Source organism: Streptomyces sp. NPDC043853 (assembly GCF_056436025.1).
The window spans coordinates 911,587-932,499 of sequence record NZ_JBWKDJ010000001.1; the positions used below are offsets into that span (position 1 = coordinate 911,587).

The window sequence follows — 20,913 nt, forward strand, 5'->3', positions numbered from 1 at the left end:
GCGGGCCCCGTCGGGGCGGCTCCCGTCGGGGCGGGTCCGGTCGGGGCGGGTCCGGTCGGGGCGGGTCCGGTCGGGGCGGGTCTTGTCGGGGCGGCTCCCGTCGGGGCGGGTCCTGTCGGGCGAGCCGCCCGCGCGCCCGGCGTCTCCGTACGGCACCACACCCTACGGTCTCCCCATGAGCGAGATTGTTGTGCTGTACGAGCTCGACCCCACGGCCGCGGGACACGGCCCCGGGCACACCGCCGGGCAGGCGCCCCAGCAGCCGCCCGAACCGCCCGTCGCCCAGGTGCACGCGGCGCCCACCGCCCCGGACCACCCCGAGCTCCCGGGCCCCCGCACCTTCTGCGGCCGGGACACCTTCGCCATGGTCCGTTCCCGGTGGGTCCCGTCCGCTCACCCCGGTTCCGCCTGGTACCCGCCGGAGTACGCCGACCTGGCCTGCCCGGCGTGCGAGGACGCGGCCGGGAGCTGAGCGTCCTGCTTCCCGGGTGCCGTTCACCATGGAGCCCCCGGAGGCCCTCCCCCACCCATGGACCACCAGTGTGTACCATCAGTACACTCCCTCCATGCGCACCCATCGTGCCCGCCGCACCCGACGTGCCCGACGCGCCTCGCGCGCCCCTCGGCTCCCGTACACCCTCCTCACCAAGACGGCCGGCACCGCGCTCGTCACCGCGCTGCTGGCCCTCCCCCTGTGGGCCCCGCGAGCCGGCGACGGCCTCCTGGGCGAGATCGCGGCCCAGGGCCCCGTCGGCTCCCTGCTCACCGCGGCCGTCTTCTTCGCGCTCGTGGCGCTGTTCTGCAGCGCCCTGCAGCGCACCCTGACCCTGGTACCCGAAGGCGCCAGGGCCGCGTCCCCGGCCTCGGTGTGGTGGATGTTCGCGATCCCGTACAACTTCACCGAGGACTTCTTCATCGTCCGCAACGTGGCCGCGTCCCTGGCCGCGGACGGGCGCCTGCCCGCCCGGTCGGTGCGGCGCTGGGCCCTGTTCGGGCACGGCTGGTGCGCGCTGCAGATCCTTTCCCTCTTCCCCGGCGCCGCGGAATGGGCGGGCGGCGGCCTCGCCCTCTTGCCGTGGGCGGCACACTGGGTCATGACGGTCCGGGTCAACCGCGCCCTGACCACCCGTCCGACCACCGCCCGGCTCGCCCACAGCACGTGAGGACCCCATGCCGCTGCCCCGCTACCACCGGCTGCCGGCCGACGCGCAGGCCGCCATCCTCGCCGTCGCCCGCACCCACTTCGCGCGCGACGGCAAGGACGCCGCCTCCTTCAACCGGATCATCGCGGAGGCGGGCATCTCAAAGACCTCGGCCTACCACTACTTCGACGGCAAGGACGACCTGTTCGCCGCCGTCCACGAGGACGTCGCCGCCCGCACCCTCGCCGCGCTCGGCCCGTGGACGGCCGTGGACACCCCCGCCGCGCTCTGGGACCAGGTCACCGCCGGAACCCGCCGCCTCCTCGCCCACCTCCGCGAACACCCGGACGACCGCGCCCTGCTGGCCGGCGGCCGGAACCGGGAACGGGACCCCGGCCCCTGGATCCGCGACCTGGTCGCCGACGGCATCCGGATCGGAGCCATCGACCCGCACCCGGACCCCGAACTGACCACGGCCGCCACCCAGGGCGTCCTCGACGCAATCGACGCCTGGGCCCTCACCCACCCCGGCCGGTCCGAGGACGCCCTCGCCGACGCCCTCGTCGTCCTCCTGTCCCGTCTCTGGAACAGCTCCCGCTGACCCCTGCACCGCCCGTCCGTGTGCGCGTCCCCGGACCGCCCGGTACCGTCGATTACGTGCTTTCCGCCCACCCCGCCGCGGCGTCGCCCGGCCGGGCAGCCGTCGACCGGCAGAGGAACGGGATCACATGGCAGAGCACGATTTTCGAACCGGGGCGGCGGCCGCCGGAGCCGCTCTGGCCCTCCTGACGGCACTCGGCCCGGCACCGGCGGGCGCCGCACCCGTACCGGACACCGGTACCGGCGGCATCACCGGTACCGGCGGCATCACCGGCGGGGGGCCCGGAACGGCCACCGGTTCCCGCTTCGTACCGGGCCCCTGCCCCAAGACGCCCGAGCCGATCGAAGCGCTGGCCACCGCACGGTGCGGTGTCCTGGAGGTCCCGGAGAACCGGGCGCGTCCCGGGGGCCGGACGATCCGGCTGGCCGTCGCCGTCATCCCGGCCGCCTCGGCGAAGCCCGCCCGGGATCCCGTGGTGTTCATGTCGGGCGGCCCCGGCGGCGAGACCTTCGACGACATCCCGTTCCTGGTCTCCTCCGGCCTGAACAAGGACCGCGACCTGATCGTCATGGCGCAGCGCGGCAACCTCTACGACGAGCCCAACCTCGCCTGCCCCGAACTGGACCGCTTCTACGCCACGTCCGTGGGGCTCCCCTCCTACGCACCGGAGACCGAACGGCTCGTGCTCGACGCGGCGAAGCGGTGCCGGGACCGTCTGACGGCCGACGGGACCGACCTGAGCGCCTACAACAGCACCGAGAACGCCGCCGACTTCGCCGACCTGCGCACGGCACTGGGCATCAGGCAGTGGAACGTCTACGGCCACTCCTACGGCAGCAACCTGGCCCTGACCTACCTGCGCCTGCACCCGCAGGGGATCCGCGCGGTGGCGCTCGACTCGGTCGCCCCCGCACCGTTCGTCTCGCTGCCGTTCGGCTGGGAAAGCGCCCGGGAGGGGCTCGACCACCTCTACGAGGCCTGTGCGGCGGAACCCCCCTGCAAGAGCCGGTACCCGGACCTCGAGCGCACCCTGAACGAGCAGGTGCGCAAACTCGAGGCCCACCCCCTGACGCTCGACGTCCGGCCACCACAGGGCGGGGACCCGGTGAAGGTCGTCCTCGACGGCGGCGCTCTGATCAACCTGCTGGTCGCCAAGGCGATCCCGCTCAAAGACGTCCCGGCTGCGATCGACGAACTGGGACGCGGACGTCCGGAGCGCTTCGCCCGGGCCCACGCCGCCGGTTCGGTCCAGGTGACCGGCCAGACCGCCCACGGTTTGACGCAGTCGGTGGTGTGCGCCGAGTGGGTGCCCGACCACCCGCCGTCCGACGTGCTGGAGGCGGGCCGCACGGCGTTCCCCGGCTGGCCGGAACCGGTCCAGGCCCAGGCGCCCCAACTGGCCTTCGAGAACCGGGTGTGCCGCGTCTGGAACGTCCCCGACCGCACCGCCGCGCAGCGGGTGCCCACCGTCAGCTCAGTGCCCACGCTGTTCCTCAACGGGACGTTCGACATGAAGACGGGGGCGAGCTGGGCGCGGAAGACGGCCCGTACGCTGTCCCGTTCGACCACCGTGGCGGTCCCCGGCATCGGGCACTGGGTGGTACCACAGTCGCCCTGCGCCCAGAAGGTGCTGGCGTCCTTCCTCACCCGTCCGACCGCGCCCGACACCGGTTGCGTGGCGGGCCTGCGGTGGGAACCGTTCACGATCACCCCCAAGTGACCGGGAGGGCAGATGGCACGCCCACACGTACGGCGGTTGCGCGGGAGGTCGGCCGCGGCGGCGACCGGACTCCTCGTCACCGGCCTGCTCACCACACCCGCCCACGCCCAGGAGACGTCCCCGGGCGCCACCGGCACGGTCGCCCGCACCGTGGGCAACGCCCGCTACGTGCCGGGCCCCTGCCCGAGGACGGCGGAGCCGATCCCCGCGCTGAAAGGGGCCCGCTGCGGAACGCTCACCGTGCCCGAGAACCGCGCCGAGCCGAACGGCCGGAAGATCACTCTCGGTGTCGCGGTCGTCCCGGCGGCGTCCGCCGAGCCCGAGCCCGACCCGATCGTGTGGCTCGCCGGCGGCCCCGGCGACGACGCCGTCGGGGAGGCGAAGATGGCGGTCGACGGAGGCCTGAACCGGGACCGGGACGTCATCCTGATGTCCCAGCGGGGCACGTACTCGGCCGACCCGGCGCTGACCTGCCCCAACATCGACGAGTTCAACGCACGCGCGACCGGCCTCGTCTACGACGCGCCGTCCACCGAGCGCCTGCACGTCGAGGCGACGCGCGCCTGCCGCGAGAAACTGGCGGCGAGCGGGGCCGACCTGAGCGCCTACAACGACATCGAGAGCGCCGCCGATCTCGCGGACCTGCGCACCGCGCTGGGCCTCCAGGAGTGGAACGTGTTCGGCATCTCCTACGGCACCCAACTGGCGCTCGTCTACATGCGCCTGCACCCGGAGGGAATCCGCTCGGTCGGCATCGACGGCATCCTGCCGCCGTCCAAGGGAGGGTCGGCCGTGACCTGGTCCGCCGCCAAGCAGGGCTTCGACGGCGTGTTCAAGGCGTGCGCGGAACAGCCCGCCTGCAACCGCCGCTACCCGAACCTGTCCGCCACCTTCGAACGCCTCGTCCGCGACCTCGAGGCCAAGCCCGTCACCACCACCGTCACGCTCCCCGGCAGCCAGAAGAAGGTGAAGGTCGTCCTGGACGGCGGAGCCCTGGTGAACTGGATGACCGCCGCCACCCACGTGGCGCCCCAGGTACCCCGCGCCCTCGACGAACTGGCCCACGGCAAGCCCCAGCGGATCGCGGAGCAGTGGGCCGGGGGCAAGTACAGCCCCCAGGCCATCGGCCGGGTTTCCCACGCGATCGTCTACGGCGTCTTCTGCGGCGAATGGACGCCGTACGAGACCCAGGCCGAAGCCCTCAAGGGAGGCCAGGAAGCCTTCCCGTCCTTCCCCCGCTCGGTACAGGCCCAGGCTCCGCTGCTCACCTCCCTCCGCCCGGACTGCGAGGTCTGGAACATCCCCGCGGCGCCCCGCTCGATCAGGGACGTGACGAAGAGCGACATCCCCACCCTCGCCCTGTCGGGCAGCTTCGATGCCCAGACCGCAGCGGCCAACGGCCCGTACGTGGCCCGCACCCTGCCCCGGGCCACCGTGGTCACGGTCCCCTACGAACCCCACGTCGTGTTCGCGACGTCCAAGTGCGCCCAGGCGATCACCGGCTCGTTCTTCGCCTCACCCACGTCCCCGAACACCGACTGCCTCAAGGACCTCAAGCCCCCGAAGTTCGACATCGCACCCTGAGGCCTGCCGACCTTCCGACCTTCCGACCTTCCGACCTTCCGACCCGCCGATCTGTCGATCTGTCGATCTGTCGGCCTGCCGTCGGCGCCCCGGCTCCCCGGCTCCCCGGAGCGCTGTCAGTGCGCACGACTAACGTTGTCGACACTGACCTCAAGGGGGCTTCACCATGGGCATCCATCCTGACGTGGCCGTACTGCTCGACCTCGTGCCGGCGGACCTCTCGGGCGGCGAGAAGATCGACTGGATCGCCGCCGAAGCCGCGCTGGGCACCCAGCTGCCGAGCGACTACAAGGCTCTGCTGGACACGTACGGCGTGGGCGATATCGGAGATCTCGTCATCCTGCCCCCGCTGCCGAGTGATGTGCGCGGATGGGAAGGGTGTCACATCGGAGCCATGACCGACGGCCTGCGCGCGCTCTGGGAGGAGGACGCGGGCGTTCCGGACGTGGCGCTGGGTGCCGATGCCGTCCTGCCCTGGGGCTCCGGGATGAACGCCAACGAGATGGGTTGGCTGATGAACGATCGGGATCCGGACAACTGGCCCGTCATAGCCTGGCGTCGGCACCACGTGTGGGGCGAGTCGCCCTGGGCCCTGTTCGACTGCGGCATGGTCCAGTTCATCACCCGCATGATGCTGGGCCGGTTCGACGGCTGCCCGCTGGGCGACGAGTCGCTCTGGCAGCGGACGGACACGTTCGTCAGCTGGCGAGAACAACACCGTCGGCTCAGGGCGGGACTTGACCCGTCCACCGGCGAGCCCGATCCCTACGCCCACCTGTACCCGGGGGTATCGCCGAGGTGAGCCGGAAGGGGCGACACGTCATCGACTTCGACCTGGTCAAGTCCGTACCCAGTGGCCGGGCGTTGGCGCCCGCAGGTCACCAGGGGATGGCGCCGTCGTCTTCGAAGAATGAACCGGTCGGGCCGTCGTCGGGAAGCGTGGCGAGCCGGATCGCGATGGCTGCGCCCTGCTCGGGGGTGCGGGATCCGTGGAAGCCGGTGAAGTCGGTCGCGACCAGGCCCGGGCAGGCGGCGTTGATCAGGATGTTCGTACCGGCGAACTGCCGGGCGTACTGCACGGTGACGGCGTTGAGGAACGACTTCGACGGCGCGTAGGCCGCCATGACGGGGCCGATCTCGATGTTCGGGTCCGCCTGCCGGGTCAGGGAGGCGACGCCGCTGGAGATGTTGACGATGCGCGGCGACGTGGAGCGCCGTAGCAGCGGCAGCATCGCGTTGGTCACGCGGATGACGCCGAGGACGTTGGTCTCCACGACCGTGCGGACCACGTCGAGGTCGAGCGCGGTCGGGTCCTGCACCCACCCCGGGCCGGACTCTCCCGAGATCCCGGCGTTGTTGACCAGGACGTCCAGGCGCCCGGCCTGCCGTTCGATCAGTTCCGCGGCATCGGTGACACTGTGGTCGCTGGTCACCTCCAGCGGCACCCCGAACGCGTCCACCGCGGCGGCGCGCAGCTTCTCCACGGCGGTTTCGAGCCGGGCCTCGTCCCGGGCTCCCACGCCCACGCGGTATCCGAGGGCACCCAGACCGGTCGCGATCTCGTACCCGATTCCCTTGTTCGCGCCGGTCACCAGCGCAATCTTCGTTTCGCTCACGGCATTGATGCTCACTCACCCGACGGCGATGCGACCAACACCGATCAAGCATCCGGTGATACCCGTGGGGTATCACCGCGGAGTACGCTCCGGGCATGGACACCCTGCACACCCTGGAGACCCGCGAGCTGAGGTACTTCGTGGCCGTCGCCGAGGAACTGCACTTCGGCCGCGCCGCAGAGCGGCTCGGCATCGCCCAGCCACCGCTGTCCCGGGCGATCCAGCAGCTCGAACGGCGCCTCGGCGTCTCGCTGCTGGACCGCAGCCGCCGCGGCGTCTCGCTGACCGGCGCCGGAGAGGTCCTGCTGCACGAGGGTCGCGCCGCACTGCACGCGACCACCGCCGCCGCACGCCGCACCCGTCGCGCCGGTGGCGCCGATCATCCAGGTGGCGCCCGCGATCGCCTGGTGCTGGCGGTCAAGGCCGCGGCGTCCCAAGAACTGCTGCGGAAGCTTCTCGACGCCTACGCGGCCCAGCCCGACGCCGCCGAGATCGAAGTGCTGCCATGCGGTATCGGCGAACAGGAAACACTGCTGCGCGACGGCCGCGCCGACGTGGCACTCATGCAAACGCCGTTCAACTCCCTCGCCGGGTTCGACAGCGAGGAACTACTGACCGAGGGACGGATCGCCGTCCTGCCCGCCCGGCACCCTCTCGCCACGCACAAGACCTTGTCCCTGGCCGACGTCACCGACGTCCCTGATCTTCCGCTCGCCCGCTGGCCCCGCAACGGCGCCTACCCTCCCGGCCCCGGCCCCGAGATCCGCGACCAGACCCAACTGGCCCAGCTGATCGCCCTCGGACGCACCGCGGCCGTCTGCCCCGACTCCTCCCAGGCCTGGCTATGGGCCGAACACGCCGCCGTCCCCCTCACCGACGCACCCCCCGTCATCACCCACATAGCCTGGCCGCCACACAGCCGCTCCCGCGCCCTCGCCCAGCTGATCCGCACGGCCACCCAGCTGTGACCCCCGGGAGTGGACCTGCAAACCGCACCCGGTCCGCAGCCACCACGGCCCCGGACATCGGCGATGTCCGGGGCCCGGTCCCGCTCGGGGCGGTCAGCTCTGCTCGCCGTCCGGGGTCAGGCGGAGGGAGATGGAGTTGATGCAGTAGCGCTGGTCGGTGGGGGTGGAGTAGCCCTCGCCGTCGAAGACGTGGCCCAGGTGGGAGCCGCAGCGGGCGCAGCGGACCTCGGTGCGGACCATGCCGTGGGAGGTGTCGGCGAGCAGCTCGACGGCGTCGGAGTCCTTCGGGTCGTAGAAGGACGGCCAGCCGCAGTGGGAGTCGAACTTGGTCTCCGAGCGGAAGAGTTCGGCCCCGCAGGCGCGGCAGGCGTAGGTGCCGGTCGTCTTGGTGTCCGTGTACTCGCCGCGGAAGGCGGGCTCGGTCCCGGCCAGGCGGAGGACCTGGTACTCGGTCGGGGTGAGCTCGGCCTGCCACTGCTCGTCGGGCTTCTCGATCTCGTAGGACACGGCGCTCTCCCTCAGTCGGCCAGGCGGGCGAGGATCTCGGGGCCGAGATCGGTGACGTCGCCCGCACCCATGGTGAGAACAAGATCGCCGGGCTTGGCCATTCCCGCGAGCACGGCGGGCGCCGCGTTCTTGTCATGTTCGGCGGTGACGTCGGCGCCGGCTGCGCGGGCCGCCGCGATGATGATCTCGCTGGTGATCCCGGGGACCGGGTCCTCCCGGGCCGGGTAGATGTCCAGGACCACGGAGGCGTCGGCCAGGGCGAGGGCCTGGCCCATCTCCGTGCCCAGTTCCTGGGTCCGGGAGAAGAGGTGCGGCTGGAAGAGGACCAGGATGCGGGAGTCCCCGGCGGCGCCGCGGATCGCCTCCAGGTCGGCGGACATCTCGGTCGGGTGGTGCGCGTAGGAGTCGATCACCTGGACACCGCGGGCCTCGCCCTTGAGCTGGAGGCGGCGCTTGACGCCGGTGTACTTGCCGAGGGCGGCGGCCAGGTCCTCGGCCGGGACGCCGAGGGCCACACCGGCGGAGAGCGCGGCGACCGCGTTGAGGGCGTAGTGGCGGCCGGGGACGGACACCGTGAAGGTGATCTCGCGGCCGTCGAGGAGGACGGTGACCTCGCTGGTCAGACCGCGGGCGGTGATACCGGTGACGCGGACGTCGGCCGTGCCGGACTCACCGTAGGTGACCACCTTGAGGCCGGGCTGCGCGGCCCGGACGCGGCGGGTCAGCTCGACGGCGCCCTCCTGGTCGGCGGAGACGACCAGGGTGCCGTCGGCCGTGATACGGCCCGCGAAGGTGACGAAGGAGTCGAAGATCTCCTCCATCGACGCGTAGTTGGCGTGGTGGTCCAGCTCGGCGTTGAGGACGATCGCGACCCGCGGCGCGTACTTGTGGAAGCTGCGGTCGCTCTCGTCGGCCTCGGCGACGAAGATGTCGCCGGCGCCGTGGTGCGCGTTGGAGCCCGGGGCGTCCAGGTCGCCGCCGATGGCGTACGAGGGGTCCAGGCCGAGCGCGGAGAGGGACACCGCCAGCATGGAGGTGGTGGTGGTCTTGCCGTGCGTGCCGGCGACGGCGATCGGGCGGAGGCCGTCCATCAGCGAGGCCAGGGCGTCCGAACGGTGCACGACGGGCACTCCGAGCTCGGCGGCGCGGGCCAGCTCGGGGTTGTCGGCGCGGATGGCGCTGGAGACGACCACGCAGGTGGCGTCGTCGGCGAGGTGGCCGGCGGCGTGCCCGATGTGGACGGTGACGCCGTGGGCGCGCAGGGCGTCGGCGGTGGCGGAGTCCTTGGCGTCGCTTCCGGCGACCCGGGCGCCGCGCTGCGCGAGGATCTTCGCGATGCCGGACATCCCCGCCCCGCCGATACCGATGAAGTGGGGGCGGTCCATGGCGGTCGGCAGGCCGGGCGTCATACGAGGTGCTCCAGGTCGAGGTCGGGGCTCCGCACCCGGGGCCGGGTGCGAGGCCCAGCGTAGTTCCTCGGCGGTCGCCGAAGGACCCCGTGTCCGGCGCGCCGCCCCGTTCGTGGCACGCCTGTGACGTCCGCGCCCCGCCGAGGTGTGGGCGGCGCCCCGCAGGGCGGAACGCCTGCCCACACGGCGCCGGCGCGGGAGGCCCGCTACTCGTTGTGAGCGAACAGCTTCAGCACCGGCACCCCCACCTTGTGGCGGGCCCGGGACGCCCAGTCCCGGTGGAAGAACTCCTCCACGAAGTGGGGTGCGGTCAGCACGATGACCTCGTCGGCGCCCGACTCCTCGACCACCGCCTTCAGCACGTCCAGCGGATGGTCGTCGATCAGTCGCCCGACCGCCTGGCTGCCCCTCTTGCGGAGCTGCTCCAGGGAGTAGTCGAGGGCCTGCTGGGCCGGTCCCCGGGCGGCGGTGCCCTCCGGTTCGTCGCCCTCCCGGATGGCCTCGGGGAGCTCCCCCAGGGCCACGTCGTCGATGGCGCGCAGCAGCCGGTCCTGGTCCCCCCGGGGCTGCATGAGGACGAAGAAGGAGACCGGGTCGTCTCCGTGCAGGGTGGTGACGAAGTCCACGTCTACGGATGTCAGAGGCTTCTCGATCATCAATACGCTCGTGAACACGGACGCCCTCTCCTTCATGGGCCGTGGCGGCCCCTGCGGAAACCATCCTGCCCCGCTGTGGGACGGGGCTCGCGCTGGTAATAGTGCCCAGCGGGAGCAAAGCGGAACGACAAATTCCGCAACCTGTCAGATCCGACGGTAGCGGGTGTACAGGAACCCGGCCTCTTCCAGCAGCGATACCAGTTCCAGCCGCTCCGGCACGGCCACGCCGGGCCCGCCGGCGATCCGCTGGGCATCACCCGCGGTGAGCAGCGGCGACACGGTCAGGCACAGCTCGTCCAGCACCCCGGCCGCCACGAACTGCCCCAGCAGCCGCGGCCCGCCCTCGGTGAGCTGCCGCAGGAGTCCCCGCGCGGCCAGCTCCCGCACCACCCGGGCCGGGTCCACCCCGGCGCCGTCCCCGGCCACCACGACCTCGGCCCCCGCCTTCGTCGCCGCCGCAACCCGGTCGGCGGGCGCAGCGGCCCCGGTGAGCACCAGAGTGGGCACCAGCGGGGCGGTGAAGAGGGGCAGCGAGAAGTCCAGGTCCAGGGAGGCCGTGATCACCGCGATGGCGGGTGCGGGGCCCTGGCCGGCGGCCGCGCGGCGGGCCGCGAAGGCCTCCCTCGCGCGGGCCGGGCGGTACCCCTCCTGGCGAACCGTTTCAGCACCGACGACCACCACATCGGCCAGCGCCCGCAGGGTGCCGAAGATGCGCATGTCGGTCTCGCTGGAGATGGGCTGCGAGCGGCCGTCGTGCTGGGCCGCGCCGTCCAGGCTGCTGACCATGTTGCCGCGGAGCCAGTGCGGTGCCGTTCGGTCGTCACCGGTCAGCGGAGGGTACGCGTACGCCTCCGCGAGTTCGTCCAGCGACCACTCCCGGTCGGTCTCGGCCAGTGTCTGATCGGTCACAGGGAACAGGCGGCGCATGGGCTGCAGTCTGTCACGCCGTAGAGTGGAATGCTGTGTCAACCTCCCTCACCACGTCCGGCGGCGCTGCCGGACGGAGCCGCATAGCCGAGGCGGGCCCGCACTCCCTGTGCGCCCGCGAGCCCCGTGTTCCCGCCGAACGGCTCGTCGCCGAGATGGTGCCGCCGCCCCGCTTCGACGGGGTGCGCTTCGACACGTACATCCCGGACCCGAACCAGCCCAGCCAGTCGCAGGCCGTCACCACGCTGAGCGGCTTCGCCGCCGGGCTCGGCGGAGCGCACGCCTCCGGCGCCGGCAAGCGCCGCTGGTTCTCCCGGGCACCCAAGCCCCAGGCCGGCCCCCGCGGGGTCTACCTCGACGGCGGCTACGGCGTCGGCAAGACCCACCTGCTGGCCTCCCTCTGGCACGCCACCCCCGCCGAACCCTCCCTCAAGGCCTTCGGCACCTTCGTGGAGCTCACCAACCTGGTGGGCGCGCTCGGCTTCCAGCAGACCGTGCAGACCCTGAGCGGCCACCGGCTGCTGTGCATCGACGAGTTCGAACTCGACGACCCGGGCGACACGGTCCTGGTCTCCTCCCTGCTGGGCAAGCTGGTCGAGCAGGGCGTGGCGCTGGCCGCCACCTCCAACACGCTGCCCGGCAAGCTCGGCGAGGGCCGGTTCGCCGCGGTCGACTTCCTCCGCGAGATACAAGGGCTCTCCGCCCACTTCCACCCCCTCCGCATCGACGGGGAGGACTACCGCCACCGCGGTCTGCCCGAGGCCCCGGCCCCGTACTCCGACGAGCAGGTCACCAAGGCCGCGTACGCCACCCCGGACGCCGGCCTCGACGACTTCCCGCACCTGCTCGACCACCTCGCCCGTGTCCACCCCAGCCGCTACGGCGCGCTGACCGAGGGCATATCCGCGGTCTGCCTGACCGACGTCGGCCCGGTGCCCGACCAGTCGACCGCACTGCGCCTGGTGGTCCTCGCCGACCGTCTGTACGACCGCGAGATACCCGTCCTCGCCTCCGGGGTCCCCTTCGACCGGCTCTTCAGCGAAGAAATGCTGAACGGCGGCTATCGAAAGAAGTACTTCCGCGCCATCTCGCGGCTCACCGCGCTCGCCCGTGACGCGAAGAGGCTTGTGGAGCAGTAGGTTTGTGGGCGCCGGGCCACCGCTCGGCCGCGTGCCGTACGGGCCGCGCCCGCCGTGTGCGCGATCCGCACCCGTGCGGCGGACCCCGTACGTGCCGTGCGCCGCGCGCAGTCCGGCCGTATCCGCCTCTTGCGAAGGGATCCACGATGGCCACCACGCGTCACGCCCACACCGTCTGGGAGGGCAACCTGCTGGAGGGCAAGGGTGTCGTCACCCTCGACTCCTCGGGCATCGGCTCCTACGACGTCTCCTGGCCGGCGCGCGCCGAGGCGCCGAACGGGAAGACCAGCCCGGAGGAGCTGATCGCGGCCGCCCACTCCAGCTGCTTCTCGATGGCCCTGTCCCACGGGCTGGCCGGCAAGGGCACCCCGCCCACCCGGCTGGAGACCAAGGCCGACGTCACCTTCCAGCCCGGTGAGGGCATCACCGGCATCCACCTCACGGTGGAGGGCGAGGTGCCCGGCCTGGACAACGAAGCCTTCGTCGCCGCCGCCGAGGACGCCAAGAAGAACTGCCCGGTCAGCCAGGCCCTGACCGGCACGACGATCACGCTGAGCGCCAAGCTCGCCTGAGCGTCGGGCTCGCCCGAGCCCGGGCCACTGCGGACCGCAGCGGACCGCAGCGGACCGCAGCCGCGGACGCTCCGGCGCCTTCCCGGGCCGTCACCCGCCTGCGCGGCGGTACGGGTCCCCCGTGCCGCCGCGTGGTACGACAGGCCCATGTCAGCGACACGACGTCAGATCCTGGGCGGGGTGGTCTTCACCGGTGCGCTGGGCGCACTGTTCGGCGGGAACACCGCCGCCGCGCCCGCGCAGGAGGAGGCCGGGTACGGGCCGCTGCTGCCCGATCCGGACGGGCTGCTCGATCTGCCGGAGGGCTTCCGCTACCGGGTGCTGTCCCGGGCCGGCCACCCGATGGGCTCGGGTGAGGGGCCGGTTCCGGCCAACTGTGACGGCATGGGCGCCTTCGCCGCCGGCGCCGGGCGGATCCGGCTGGTGCGCAACCACGAGAACCGGGCGACCGCGGAACTGCGGGTACCGGCCGTGCCCGGCCTGACCTACGACCCGGGCGCGCGCGGCGGCTGCACGGTGCTCTCCCTGGACGAGCGGGGCGAGGTCGCCGGGGAACGGGTGGGCATCGCCGGCACCGCGGTCAACTGCGCGGGCGGCACCACCCCCTGGCACACCTGGCTGACCTGCGAGGAGACCGAGGACCGGGCCGGCAAGGACGGCTACGAGAAGGACCACGGCTTCGTCTTCGAGGTGGACCCGGCCGACCCGCACCGCACCGGCGCGGTGCCGCTGACCGCGCTGGGCCGGTTCGCGCACGAGGCGGTGGCGGTGGACCCGTACCGGGGCGTGGTCTACGAGACCGAGGACGCCTTCGTCCGCCCCTTCGGACTGTTCTACCGTTTCCTGCCCGACCTGCCGCTGGGCGGCCGGGGATCGCTGCGCGCCGGCGGCCGGCTGGAGGCCATGCGGGTGCCCGGGGTGCCGGACCTGTCGCTGGTGACCGAGCCGGGGGCCTCGTTCCCGGTGCGGTGGGTGCCGGTGCCCGACCCCTCGGCGAACGGGACCCCGATCCGGCTTCAGGACTTCGGCCCGGGCGGGATCACCCACGCGCAGAAGCTGGAGGGCTGCTACTGGGGCGGCACCGGGGTGTACTTCGTGTCCAGCTACGCACGCTCCCGCGAGGGGGCTGCGGGGAACCACTTCGGCCAGGTCTGGCACTACGACCCGCGGCACGCGCGGGTGCGGCTTGAGGTGCTGTTCGGCCCGACGACGGACGTGGCCCTGCCCGGGGACTCCCCCGACAACATCTGCCTGGCGCCCGGCGGCGGCCTGATGGTGTGCGAGGACGGCGGCGGGGCGCAGTACGTGTTCGGGGTGACGCGGCAGGGCGAGGTGTACCCGGTCGCGCGGAACGCGGACAACCTCGGGACGGCGGAGGCCCCGGAGTGGGGCGAGTTCGCCGGGGTGAGCTTCGCCCCGGACGGCCGGACGATGTTCGTCAACGCCTACACGCCGGGGACGACCTTCGCGGTGACCGGACCGTGGAGGTGACCGGTACCCCGATGGGCCCTGCGGTGGTCGCGGCCCGTGAGTGCGGTCCGCGTGCGGTACCGCGTCCGGGCGGCCGGTAAACCGCCGTTGGGGCATCCGGCGGACAGGGATGCGCAGTATCCGGTGGCCGGGGCCGGCTCAGGGAGCGCGACACCGATCCGCTTGGCACATAGTCATATAGTTTGCGTGCGTGACAGTTTCCGCACGTTCCGCACGTTCTGTACGTTGCGCAGGCTCCGGGCGCACCGGGCGCACCGGACGCTCCCTTCGTGGTGCGGCCGCCCTCGCGGTGCTCGGCGCCGTGCTCGCCGGCTGCTCGGGCGGCACCGACGGGTCGTCCTCTTCCGACATCCGGCGGGCGGCCGGCGATCGTACCGCGCCGTCGGCAGCGGCATCCGGCCCGAAGGCTCCGGCACCGGGATCCGCATCGGCATCGGCATCGGCCGCCCCCGGCCCGGGGCGGCCCAAGGCCGGGCCGCCGGTGCTGGCGCCCGGTCCGAACGGACTGACCCCCGTCTTCGAGCGGGCCCGGCAGCGGAGCGACAAGACCGTCGCGCTCACCTTCGACGCCGACATGACCGCCGACCAGGGGCCGCGCGCCGCCGACGGGGAACGCTTCGACAATCCCCAGCTGATCGACACCCTGCGCCGGCTCAAGGTCCCCTCGACCGTCTTCATGACGGGCCGGTGGGCCGAGGAGTACCCCGACCAGGCGAAGTCCATCGGAACCGACCCGATGTTCGAGATCGCCAACCACTCCTACAGCCACCACGCCTTCACCTCGCCCTGCTACGGGCTGCCGGCCCTCGACGCCGCCGCCGCCCGCGCGGACGTGGACCGGGCCTTCGAGGCGTTCCGCAAGGCCGGCGCGGTCAACACGGTGCCGTACTTCCGCTTCCCCGGCGGCTGCTACGACGACCGGGCGCTACGGGCCCTGTCCACCGCCAAGGTCACCGCGGTCCAGTGGGACGTGGTCAGCGGGGACGCCTTCGCCAAGGACCCGGTGGCGGTGGCCGAACAGGTGCTGGCCGGGGTGAAGCCCGGCTCGGTGGTGGTCATGCACTGCACCCGCAGCGCCGCCCCGGTCACCGAGGAGGCCATCTCGACCATCGTCCCGGAGCTGCGCAAGCGCGGCTACCGGTTCGTCAAGGTGTCCGAGCTGATCGGCACCTGAGGCAGCCGGGGCCGGGCGACCGCCCCGGCCCCGGCGCCCCGGCCCCGGTAGCCGTCAGCCGGAGGCCGGCGCCTCGATGAACTCGCTCGGGCGGACGATGACGAAGCCGTCGCCGCTCAGGCTCAGCTGTACGGCCTCGCCGGAGCCACCGCGGAGCATCGAGCCCACCGACTGGGAGCGGTGCAGCCCGGTCTCCAGGTGGGCGCTCCAGCCCACCACCGCGTCCGTGTCCACGTACACCGGGCTCTGCGCGGTGACCGGGATGACGATCGGGTGGCCGTCGCAGACCAGCGCGAGCTTGCCGTGGCCGGTGAAGACGCTGTTGAAGAGACCGCCGCCGGTCATGCCGGCGCCCTTCACGGTCTTGATCTCGTAGCCGAGGGTGGAGTCGAAGCACAGCACGTTGCGGCCGTTGACGGTGAAGGCGTCGCCCTGCTCCACGTCCACGATGAAGCAGTTGCCCGCCCGGTGCGCGAACCAGGCCTCGCCCTGGCCGCGCACCGACATCAGGGGCAGGCCCTCGCCGGTGACGGCCCGCTTGAGCATGCCGCCGATGCCCTGGCCCTTGCGCTCGAACTGCAGGTTGCCGCGGAACGCGACCATCGAGCCCTGGCGGGCCAGCATCTCGCCGTTGACGGCGTACTTGACGGACTTGGCGTTCTGGAGGGACATACCGGGGGCGGCGGACGGCTGGGCCAGGTGCTCGGAGGCAAACAGATCGCTCTTCATGCACCCGATCCTCGCGCTGTCCGGGAGCCCCCGGCATCATCCTGGAAGCCGCTCCGGATGCCCGGGGGTCATCCTGAAGTCGGACCGTTCCCGAAGACCGAGCGGGAGTGAGGGGTGCCCGGTGGGGCCCGGACGGTCCGATGCCCCCGCTCGTCGCTCCGGTGAGCGGGAGCGGTGCCCGCTCCGGTGAGCAGGAGCGGTGCCGTCCGTCGCCGGACCGGGTGCCGCGGCTCCAACGCCCCGGAGGGGTGCTGGCATGCTTGGGTCGATGAGCAGCCACCACACCGAAGACCGCCCCGCCGTCGGGGCGGACAGTCCGTTCCGGCAGGAGCGGATCGCCCGCGACGAGGCACCCCAGTTCGTCCTGCCCCTGGTGGTGCGCATCGAGAAGACCGGGCCGCCGGCCCGTACGGAAGCCCTGGAGACGGCGGCGCGGGCGGTGCTGGTGCTGCTGTCCGACGACCGCGCGCTCGGCGAGGGCGAATGGGCCGCCGCGGTACGCGACTGGCAGGACGCCCGGATCCGCAAGGTGGTGCGGCGGGCCCGCGGCGCGGAATGGCGCAAGGCGTCCGCGCTGCCCGGGATCACGGTGGAGGGAGCCGGCAGCTCGGCCACCGGCGCGGGCGCGGAGGTGCGGGTGTTCCCGCCGGTGCCGCTCGACGGCTGGCCCAAGGAGCTGGCCAAGCTCCAGGTGTCCGGCACGGACCTGGACGACCCGGAGCCGGCCGGCCCGGTCGAACCCGGGGTTCCGGTGCTCTGGCTCAACCCCGACGTCGCCATGTCGGCCGGCAAGGCCATGGCCCAGGCCGGGCACGCGGCGCAGCTGGCCTGGTGGGAGCTGACCGGCGCGGAACGGGCGGCCTGGCGGGATGCCGGTTTCGCCCTCGCCGTACGGACGGCGGCCGGGCCGGAGCAGTGGGTGGCGCTGGCGGCGAGCGGTCTGCCCGTCGTACGCGACGCGGGGTTCACGGAGATCGCCCCCGGCTCGGCGACGGTGATCGCCGACCATCCCGCCCTGCGGACACGACTGGGCGGCTAGGGTCTGTCCGGCGGATCAGGGTCGGAGTGGCCGCGGTGTCTGGTGCATGGGGTCTCCCCAGGCCCGCCAGGGCCGAGGGGACGCATCGCAAGGCGCCGGAGCGCCTCGATAGCGGAGCTATAGGAACGTTTCGGCAACGCGGCGAGGTGCCGCACCAGCCCTAAGGTCCCCACTCGGCCCATCCATCGTTGCGGCGGCGCGACGGCCGGCGGGCGTTTCGCCGGACACCGCCCGGACGGACAGCGGCACGCTCCGGGATCCCGGCCGGACACTCACGGAAGCTCAAATATTGCTCTGAACCCGAGCCTCCGGGATTGGCCGGGGCTCGCCGGGGCCATCACACCGGCAGGGAACGACTGAAGGGGGGCGAGGGGCATGAAGCCCATGGCACGCCTGGGGGTGGGCATCGGCTGGCGGCCGGAGATCGCGGACGCGGTGGAACGGCTGCCGGGCCTGGACTGGGTCGAGGTGGTGGCCGAGAACGTGTGTCCCGGACACCTGCCCGATTCGCTGGTGCGGCTGCGCGAGCGCGGGGTGACGGTGGTTCCGCACGGCGTTTCGCTGGGCATCGGCGGCGCGGAGCGCCCCGACCCGGACCGGCTCGCCGGCCTCGCCGAACGGGCGGTGGCGCTGGGCGCGCCGCTGGTGACCGAGCACATCGCCTTCGTACGGAGCTCCTCGCCCGCGCTGGAGGCCGGGCACCTGCTGCCGGTGCCGCGCACCCGGGACGCGCTGGACGTCCTGTGCGAGAACGTGCGGATCGCGCAGGACGCGCTGCCGGTGCCGCTGGCGCTGGAGAACATCGCCGCGCTGGTGAAGTGGCCCGGGGAGGAGCTGACCGAGGGCGCCTTCCTGGCGGAGCTGGTGGAGCGGACGGGCGTCCGGCTGCTGATCGACGTGGCGAACCTGCACACGAACCGGGTGAACCGCGGCGAGGACCCCCTCTCCGTGCTGGACGCGCTGCCGGCGGAGTCGCTGGCGTACGTGCACGTGGCCGGGGGCGTGGAACGGGACGGGGTCTGGCACGACACGCACGCGCACCCGGTCCCCCCGGAGATCCTCGGCGTGCTGGGGGCCCTGCGGGAGCGGATGGACCCGCCCGGGGTGCTGCTGGAGCGGGACGACGACTTCCCGCCGGAGGCGGAGCTGGCCGGCGAACTCACCGCGATCCGCGGGGCGCTGGCCGCCGCCGGAGACGCCTCGTCCGCGCCCGCGGGGATCCCGCCCCGCCCCGCCCCTTCCCGCGGTACCGATGTGCCGCCGCACCGCGAGGTCCCGGTCGCCGGAGCGGCCCGGCCGATACCCGGCGCCTCCGGCGCGGACGCGGCCCGGGGGCGGGTCGCGGTGGCACAAACCGCGTTGTTGTCGGCGCTCGTGGCGGGGACGCCGGTGCCGGAGGGGTTCGACCGGCAGCGGGTCGCGGTGCAGGCGCGGGCGCTGCTGGCCAAGCGGGCCTCGGTGGTGCGGAAGATCGCACCCGAGCTGGTCGGGATCCTCGGCGGCGGGGAGGCGTTCCGCACGGCCTACGTCGCGTACGCCCGGCAGCGGCCGCTCAGTGGCGGCTACCGCCGTGACGCCCTGGACTTCGCCGAGCACCTGCTCGTCCGCGGGCTGCCCGAGGACCCGGCCGCGCGCCGCCTGCTCACCCGGTGGTGGCAGGAGCGGACGGGCAGCCGCCCGCGCGGGCGGCTGGGCCAGTGGGCGCGCCGCTTCGGGTTCGGCGCGCCACGCGCACCACGGGGGGCCGTCGCGTGATCGTCGTCAGCCTCGCCATCTGGCTCGGCGTACTCGCCTCGACCGCCTGCACGGCGCTCGCCGTCCGGCGCGCCCGCGGCGCCGCCCCGTCCGCGCCGCCCGTCCTGGACTCCTCCGGCGCCGCGTTCCTCACCGGCGGCCCCCGCCGGGTGGTGGAGACGGCCCTGGTCTCGCTCTGCCACGACGGCCGGATGATGATCGGCGGCCCGGGCATCGTGCAGGTGCGCACCGGCGCCCACGGCAACGACCCGGTCGAGCGGGCCGTGCTGGAGGTGTTCGGCGGCGCGGCCGGCGGTGCCCTGGTCCCGCTGCGCATCGCCGTGCAGACCCATCCGGCGGTCCGGCAGACCGGCGAGGCGCTCGCCGCGCGCGGGCTGCTGGTCCCGCCGGGGGTGATGTCCCGTCCCGGCACGTGGGCGGCCGTGCAGGGCGTGGCCTGCCTCGTCTCGCTGCCGGTGATCGCCGTCCTGGCCGCCGTCGACACCGGCCCGGCCCTCGCCGCGCTGCCCGCGCCACTGCTCGGCATCGCTGCCGCGGTGGTGCTCGGCTTCGCCGCCGGACGGCGGACGACGGCGGCGGGCAGGGCCGCCCTGGAGGGCTTCCGCCGGGCTCACGGGGCCTCCGGCGACCCCCGGGTGCGGGTCGCGCTGTACGGCCCGGCCGGGGTGCCGGACCCGCTGCTGCGGCGGCAGCTGAACCTGCCCCTGGCAGCGGCCCCGGTACGCCACGGGCACGGGCGCGGGCACGGCAGCGGCTCCGCCGACAACGATGCCATGACCGCCTGGTGGTGCGCCGCGGGCTCGGACGGCGGCGCAGGAAGCGGGGACGGCGGTACGGGCTCCTGCGGCGGGTCGTCCGGCAGCTGCGGAGGCGGCACCGGCTTTGGCGGGAGCTCCAGTTGCGGCAGTGGTTCCAGCTGTTCTTCCGGGTCGAGTTGCGGCAGTTCGTCCAGTTCCAGCTGCGGCAGCAGTTCCTGACGGCGCATCACGGCCGCATCACAAGCTGTTCACACCTCAGCAGCAGCCCCTGACCAGGCAGTTCTCCGCCTTGTAGAAACCTCCCATGTTCTGGGTCCTGTTCCTGCTGGTGTCCTGGGCCGTGGTGCTCGTCGCGTGCACCCGCCTCGTCCGAGCAGCCACCGAAGCCGCCGAGCCGTCCGCCGGCCCGGTCACCGTCCACCACCACGAGGAGCTGACCCTCCACGAGACCGCGTACCTGGCCGGCGGCCCGGAACGGGTCGCCGAGCTGACGCTCGTCGCCATGGAGCGCGACCGCCGTCTGCTGCTCGCCCACACGGGCTGGGCGACGGTGGTCGACCCGGTCGGCCGGGACGCCCTGGAGCGGTCCGTACTCGCCGCGTTCGGCCCGGACGGCCAGTCCCCGGTCGTGGAGGTACGCGCGGCCGCGGCCGGGTCCGAGGCCGTCGGACGGATCGCCGAACGCCTCGGCGAGGCCGGGCTGGCGCTCCCCGAGGAGGTCCGCACCGGGGTCGGCGACGGCGTCCGGGCGGTTCGGGGCGCCACCCTGCTGGTGCTGGTGATGTGCGGGGCCGCCCTGTCCGCGCCCGGCGGCGGCACGTCCACCGGGCAGATCCTGTGCTGGTTCGCCCTGCCGCTCCTGCCGGCCCTCGCCTGTCTGGCCATGGCCGCGTTCGACGGCCGGCAGAACTCCGCCTGGGCCTCCCCCGCCGGGCAGCAGCTGCTCACCGGGCTCGACATGGAGGTCCTCGGCTATCTGACCGCCGTGGCCGTGCACGGGGTGTGCGCGGTCCCCGACCCCGGCCTGCGGGCCGCCCTGTCCTGCTACGACCGGGCGCTCATTCCGCGGCAACGGGGTCATTGACGGCGACACCCGCACGGTTGCCTTTACATCCCAGCCGCCCGG

21 protein-coding genes are annotated in these 20,913 nt (G+C 73.3%); 15 read left to right on the forward strand and 6 right to left on the reverse strand.

The features are described from left to right. Window positions 1–175 precede the first annotated feature (175 nt). The 6 genes from AC067U_RS03840 to AC067U_RS03865 all read left to right on the forward strand — a co-directional run bounded on the left by AC067U_RS03840 (window position 176) and on the right by AC067U_RS03865 (window position 5,849). Window positions 176–472: a hypothetical protein gene (locus tag AC067U_RS03840; protein WP_478827974.1), complete on the forward strand. Its 297-nt coding sequence runs from the start codon at window positions 176–178 to the stop codon at window positions 470–472. A 94-nt stretch (window positions 473–566) separates the two neighbouring features. Next, a complete protein-coding gene (locus AC067U_RS03845; RefSeq protein WP_478827975.1) occupies window positions 567–1,163 on the forward strand; it encodes a hypothetical protein in 597 nt (198 codons plus the stop codon). 7 nt (window positions 1,164–1,170) lie between these two features. After that, entirely contained in the window at window positions 1,171–1,743 is a 573-nt protein-coding gene (locus AC067U_RS03850) for a TetR/AcrR family transcriptional regulator (protein WP_478827976.1), read from the forward strand. 127 nt (window positions 1,744–1,870) lie between these two features. Further along, window positions 1,871–3,463, forward strand: a complete 1,593-nt coding sequence (locus AC067U_RS03855) for an alpha/beta fold hydrolase (RefSeq protein WP_478827977.1) — start codon at window positions 1,871–1,873, stop codon at window positions 3,461–3,463. Between the two features lie 12 nt (window positions 3,464–3,475). After that, window positions 3,476–5,047 carry an alpha/beta fold hydrolase gene (locus AC067U_RS03860; RefSeq protein WP_478827978.1) on the forward strand — a complete coding sequence of 524 codons (1,572 nt, stop codon included), beginning with the start codon at window positions 3,476–3,478 and terminating at the stop codon, window positions 5,045–5,047. 166 nt (window positions 5,048–5,213) lie between these two features. Further along, entirely contained in the window at window positions 5,214–5,849 is a 636-nt protein-coding gene (locus tag AC067U_RS03865) for an SMI1/KNR4 family protein (protein WP_478827979.1), read from the forward strand. A gap of 76 nt (window positions 5,850–5,925) precedes the next feature. On the opposite strand, the gene AC067U_RS03870 is transcribed toward AC067U_RS03865, so the two are convergent. Continuing rightward, window positions 5,926–6,663: an SDR family oxidoreductase gene (locus AC067U_RS03870; RefSeq protein ID WP_478827980.1), complete on the reverse strand. Its 738-nt coding sequence runs from the start codon at window positions 6,661–6,663 to the stop codon at window positions 5,926–5,928. Window positions 6,664–6,758: 95 nt separating this feature from the next. Here AC067U_RS03870 and AC067U_RS03875 point away from each other — a divergent pair, with 95 nt between their 5' ends. Beyond that, window positions 6,759–7,631, forward strand: coding sequence for a LysR family transcriptional regulator (locus AC067U_RS03875; RefSeq protein ID WP_478827981.1), 873 nt, complete (start codon window positions 6,759–6,761; stop codon window positions 7,629–7,631). Between the two features lie 93 nt (window positions 7,632–7,724). Here the strand turns inward: AC067U_RS03875 and msrB are convergent, their stop codons facing one another. From msrB to AC067U_RS03895, 4 genes are all read right to left on the reverse strand, one after another. Continuing rightward, window positions 7,725–8,138 carry a peptide-methionine (R)-S-oxide reductase MsrB gene (msrB, locus tag AC067U_RS03880; RefSeq protein WP_478827982.1) on the reverse strand — a complete coding sequence of 138 codons (414 nt, stop codon included), beginning with the start codon at window positions 8,136–8,138 and terminating at the stop codon, window positions 7,725–7,727. An 11-nt stretch (window positions 8,139–8,149) separates the two neighbouring features. After that, the gene (gene murC / locus AC067U_RS03885) at window positions 8,150–9,547 is read right to left on the reverse strand and encodes a UDP-N-acetylmuramate--L-alanine ligase (protein ID WP_478827983.1); all 1,398 of its coding nucleotides are present in this window, start codon (window positions 9,545–9,547) and stop codon (window positions 8,150–8,152) included. A 206-nt stretch (window positions 9,548–9,753) separates the two neighbouring features. Beyond that, a complete protein-coding gene (locus AC067U_RS03890; RefSeq protein WP_478827984.1) occupies window positions 9,754–10,221 on the reverse strand; it encodes an indole-3-glycerol phosphate synthase in 468 nt (155 codons plus the stop codon). Between the two features lie 126 nt (window positions 10,222–10,347). Next, window positions 10,348–11,130, reverse strand: a complete 783-nt coding sequence (locus AC067U_RS03895) for a pyrimidine reductase family protein (protein WP_478827985.1) — start codon at window positions 11,128–11,130, stop codon at window positions 10,348–10,350. A 35-nt stretch (window positions 11,131–11,165) separates the two neighbouring features. On the opposite strand from AC067U_RS03895, the gene zapE reads away from it, so the two are divergent. From zapE to AC067U_RS03915, 4 genes are all read left to right on the forward strand, one after another. Beyond that, window positions 11,166–12,269 (forward strand): cell division protein ZapE, encoded by a 1,104-nt coding sequence (zapE, locus tag AC067U_RS03900; protein ID WP_478827986.1) that lies wholly within the window; start codon window positions 11,166–11,168, stop codon window positions 12,267–12,269. A gap of 146 nt (window positions 12,270–12,415) precedes the next feature. Next, window positions 12,416–12,841, forward strand: a complete 426-nt coding sequence (locus AC067U_RS03905; protein WP_478827987.1) for an OsmC family protein — start codon at window positions 12,416–12,418, stop codon at window positions 12,839–12,841. A 147-nt stretch (window positions 12,842–12,988) separates the two neighbouring features. Then, window positions 12,989–14,332 carry an alkaline phosphatase PhoX gene (locus AC067U_RS03910; protein ID WP_478827988.1) on the forward strand — a complete coding sequence of 448 codons (1,344 nt, stop codon included), beginning with the start codon at window positions 12,989–12,991 and terminating at the stop codon, window positions 14,330–14,332. Between the two features lie 289 nt (window positions 14,333–14,621). After that, the gene (locus AC067U_RS03915) at window positions 14,622–15,506 is read left to right on the forward strand and encodes a polysaccharide deacetylase family protein (RefSeq protein ID WP_478828282.1); all 885 of its coding nucleotides are present in this window, start codon (window positions 14,622–14,624) and stop codon (window positions 15,504–15,506) included. A 54-nt stretch (window positions 15,507–15,560) separates the two neighbouring features. Here the strand turns inward: AC067U_RS03915 and AC067U_RS03920 are convergent, their stop codons facing one another. Next, window positions 15,561–16,235, reverse strand: a complete 675-nt coding sequence (locus AC067U_RS03920) for an AIM24 family protein (protein WP_478827989.1) — start codon at window positions 16,233–16,235, stop codon at window positions 15,561–15,563. Between the two features lie 268 nt (window positions 16,236–16,503). Here AC067U_RS03920 and AC067U_RS03925 point away from each other — a divergent pair, with 268 nt between their 5' ends. From AC067U_RS03925 to AC067U_RS03940, 4 genes are all read left to right on the forward strand, one after another. Next, window positions 16,504–17,274, forward strand: coding sequence for an aminoacyl-tRNA hydrolase (locus AC067U_RS03925; RefSeq protein ID WP_478827990.1), 771 nt, complete (start codon window positions 16,504–16,506; stop codon window positions 17,272–17,274). A gap of 375 nt (window positions 17,275–17,649) precedes the next feature. Continuing rightward, a complete protein-coding gene (locus tag AC067U_RS03930) occupies window positions 17,650–19,029 on the forward strand; it encodes an MbnB/TglH/ChrH family RiPP precursor modification enzyme (protein WP_478827991.1) in 1,380 nt (459 codons plus the stop codon). Continuing rightward, window positions 19,026–20,006, forward strand: coding sequence for a TIGR04222 domain-containing membrane protein (locus tag AC067U_RS03935; RefSeq protein ID WP_478827992.1), 981 nt, complete (start codon window positions 19,026–19,028; stop codon window positions 20,004–20,006). Before AC067U_RS03930 ends, AC067U_RS03935 begins: the two co-directional genes overlap by 4 nt. 85 nt (window positions 20,007–20,091) lie before the next feature. Next, window positions 20,092–20,871 (forward strand): TIGR04222 domain-containing membrane protein, encoded by a 780-nt coding sequence (locus AC067U_RS03940; RefSeq protein WP_478827993.1) that lies wholly within the window; start codon window positions 20,092–20,094, stop codon window positions 20,869–20,871. Window positions 20,872–20,913 lie beyond the last annotated feature (42 nt).